Below are 3,053 nucleotides of genomic sequence, written 5' to 3' on the forward strand. Positions count from 1 at the left end.
CCCCCCGCCGGCGATGTTCACGCGCCGACCGGGGTCAGGGCTGGAACTGACCGTTGACGAGTTCGCCCGGCGGGATGAAGGCGAACTGCTCCGGGCCCACGTGCGGGCTGTGCGCATCCTCTTCGAAGGCGTAGAGACCCAGGATCGCGGTCTCGGCCGCCTTCTGGACGTCGGGGTCGATGAGTGCCGCGACCAGGGCGTCGGGGTCGTCGACTCCACCGGCCTTCTCCGCTGCGGCCTTGAAGAGCAGCGCCGAGTCGTAGTTGTACGCCAGGATCAGCGACGACTTGATGTCCCCGGCGGCGAGCATGCGCTCGACGGCCTCGTTGACCTTGGTGTCGTCCGGGTCGTACTGGGTGCTGGAGTACACCTGCATGGTGAGGTTCTTGACCTGGTCGGTGCCGAGCACGCCGTCGGGTGCGGGTGTGGCGATCAGACCGGTCGCGGCGACCGAGGAGTTGCCCATCACGGGAACATCCCACCCGAGCTTCTCCAGGCTCTGCAGCACGTAGCCGAGCGGTGCGCCGTAGGCGTCGAGCACGAGCACATCGGGATCGCCCTGCTGCAGTGAGGAGAGCTGGGAGGTCATGTCGAGGGCGGCGTTGTCGAAGCCCTCGTTCCCGGTGACGGTGAATCCTGCATCCGTGAAGGTGGTCTCACCGAGCGAGCCGAAGAGCTCGCCGTAGGCGCTGGAGCCGTGCAGGATCGCGACGTCCTCGTAGCCGCGGTCGTCCATCTCGGCGACGAACGAGCCGAGGTAGTCGGGCACGGAGGCGCTGAGGTCGAAACTGTAGGGGTTGACCGCGGGGTCACCGGATCCCGTCGTCGGGCCGATGTTGAACGAGACGATCTTGTTCTGCGTGAGGATCGGCAGCATCGCCTCGGTGATCGTGGAGGGGCCGGAGTTCATCACGAGGTCGGGCTTGCCCTCGGTGGCGATGTACTCGCGCAGCTTGGTCACGGCGACCGTCGGGTCGGCGTTGTCCTCGAGGTGGGTGATCTCGACCTCGCGGTCGAGGATCCCACCCATGTCGTTCACGGCGTCGACGGAGGCCAGGGCAGCCGTCACGGCCGTCGTCGCGTTGTCGGCGAGGATGCCCTCCGCGCCCATGCCGCCGAGCACCACGATCTTGATCGGGTCGTCGCCGCCGCCTTCGCCGCCACCGTTCCCTGCGTCCGCGTCACCGGAGCAGCCGGCGAGGACCATCGTCGAGACCACGATCCCTGCGGCAACCGCCGCGAGTCTGTTGAACCGCATATCCGAACCTCTCTCATCGTTGAGTTAGAGCGCTAGAGCGACCAAACGCTTGCTTAGTAAATCACACCCGGACACTCCGAGCAACGCCCAACCGGTCAATTGCTTGGTTACGATTCGGACACCTGTTAGATTCCGGCTCATGGACACTGCACAGACTTCTGAGAACCGCTCTCTCCGCGACCTTCCCGGCATCGCCGTCGTGACCGGCGGGACCGGCGGAATCGGCTCCGCCATCGCCCGGAAGCTCGCCGCCGAAGGGGTGCGCGTCGCGATCACCCATCGCTCCGAGCCGTCGCCCGAGCTGCTCGCCGCTCTCGGCGAGCACGGCGAAGCCCACCGACTCGACGTGCGCGACGAGGCCGGCGCGGCCGCCCTCGTCGCCGACCTCGTCGAGCGCCACGGCGCCGTGCACACGGTCGTGCATGCCGCCGGCCCGCACGTGCCGATGCTGCACCTGTCGAAGGTCACGGTCGAGCAGTTCGCCCGACAGGTCGACGACGATCTCGTCGGCTTCTTCGTCGTGGCGAAGGCCTTCCTCCCGGCGCTGCGTGCTGCATCCGGATCGCTCACCGTCGTCACCAGCGCCGGGACGCGGCGGTACCCCGTGCGGGACGGACTGTCGGTCGCGCCGAAGGGCGCAGTGGAGGCGCTGGCTCGTGGACTCGCCGCCGAGGAGGGGCGCTTCGGCGTGCGCGTGAACGCGGTCGGACCGGGGATGCTGTGGGACGGGATGTCGGCCCGGTTGATGGCCTCCGGAGACCTGGATGAGCGTGCCCTCGAGGTGGCGACCCGGAACATCCCGCTCCGCCGATTCGGCACCGCGGGCGACATCGCCGCCGCCGTGTCGTTCCTCGCCTCCCCGTCGGCGGGATTCATCACCGGACAGAAGCTCGACGTCGACGGCGGGTTCAGTCTCTGAGCGTCCGACACAGACGGGGCTCACGCCCGCACCGTGATGCTCATCGCATGCCGCTCAGGCGCTCGATGAGCCAGTCGATGCGGGCGGCCTCGTCTCGGGAGAACCGCTCGGACCACTCGAGCGCCACACCGGAGAATCGCCAGGCATCCTCCCGCTGCGCGCCTCGCGCGTGGGCAGCCGCCTCTTCCGCGGTCCGCAGAGCCTCGTCGCGGTAGGCGGCCAGGCTCTCCCTCAGGCGATCGAGGTCGCCGTTGTGCGCGGCCCACAGGCGCAGGATGTGCGAGTGCTTGAGCACCACCGGTTCCGCGGGGATCTCGTCGGACCAGCGGCGCATGTTCCTGCGCCCCCGATCAGTGATTCCGTACAACCGCCGGCTCTTCGCCGCGTGCGTCTGCTCCACCCGTGACTCCGCGAGGCCGAGCCCCTCGAGCCGTCGCAGCTCCGTGTAGATCTGGCTCTGCGAGGGCGCCCAGTAGAAGTAGGCGAGGCTCTGATCGGCCCACTGCTTGACGTCGTATCCCGACAGCTCGGTGTCGAAGGACAGGATGCCGAGCACGGCCCAGCTCGTCGCGGGCAGATCGGGCCGGTCGTCGGTGTCTTCGTGGTCGCTCACTTGACCTCCTCGTCGATGAGTGAGATATTCCTGATCGTACTATGACTAACAGTCATACCGCTGCTGATCGAAGGAGATCATGTGGACGAGACGACCCGGATGCTGGAGCTGCTGAACGCGAGTTTCCCGCGGCTGGCGACGATGGACCCCCTCGACGGACGGGCTGCCGCCGACGAGCGGATCCGTCCGGCGACGAACCTCGACGACGTCGCAGCGACGGATGACGGGGTGGTGGATGCCGGAACCCACGGCATCCCGATCCG

The 3,053-nt window shown here is 68.0% G+C and carries 4 protein-coding genes; 2 read left to right on the forward strand and 2 right to left on the reverse strand.

Annotated features, from left to right (window positions below; genetic code table 11):
• Positions 1-34: 34 nt before the first annotated feature.
• Positions 35-1,258 carry an ABC transporter substrate-binding protein gene (locus ACNPM4_RS08215; RefSeq protein WP_448985358.1) on the reverse strand — a complete coding sequence of 408 codons (1,224 nt, stop codon included), beginning with the start codon at positions 1,256-1,258 and terminating at the stop codon, positions 35-37.
• Positions 1,259-1,397: 139 nt separating this feature from the next.
• Here ACNPM4_RS08215 and ACNPM4_RS08220 point away from each other — a divergent pair, with 139 nt between their 5' ends.
• Positions 1,398-2,177, forward strand: a complete 780-nt coding sequence (locus ACNPM4_RS08220) for an SDR family NAD(P)-dependent oxidoreductase (RefSeq protein ID WP_448985359.1) — start codon at positions 1,398-1,400, stop codon at positions 2,175-2,177.
• A 40-nt stretch (positions 2,178-2,217) separates the two neighbouring features.
• Here the strand turns inward: ACNPM4_RS08220 and ACNPM4_RS08225 are convergent, their stop codons facing one another.
• A complete protein-coding gene (locus tag ACNPM4_RS08225) occupies positions 2,218-2,790 on the reverse strand; it encodes a PadR family transcriptional regulator (RefSeq protein ID WP_262001631.1) in 573 nt (190 codons plus the stop codon).
• An 81-nt stretch (positions 2,791-2,871) separates the two neighbouring features.
• On the opposite strand from ACNPM4_RS08225, the gene ACNPM4_RS08230 reads away from it, so the two are divergent.
• Positions 2,872-3,053 (forward strand): hypothetical protein (locus tag ACNPM4_RS08230; RefSeq protein ID WP_448985360.1); only part of this gene is annotated, 182 nt, incomplete at its 3' end.

This window comes from Microbacterium umsixpiens (assembly GCF_053543675.1).

Coding starts and splice junctions, on each gene's coding strand:
- ACNPM4_RS08220 (WP_448985359.1), top strand. CDS start 1,398: ATGGACACTGCACAGACTTCTGAGAACCGCTCTCTCCGCGACCTTCCC.
- ACNPM4_RS08215 (WP_448985358.1), bottom strand. CDS start 1,258: ATGCGGTTCAACAGACTCGCGGCGGTTGCCGCAGGGATCGTGGTCTCG.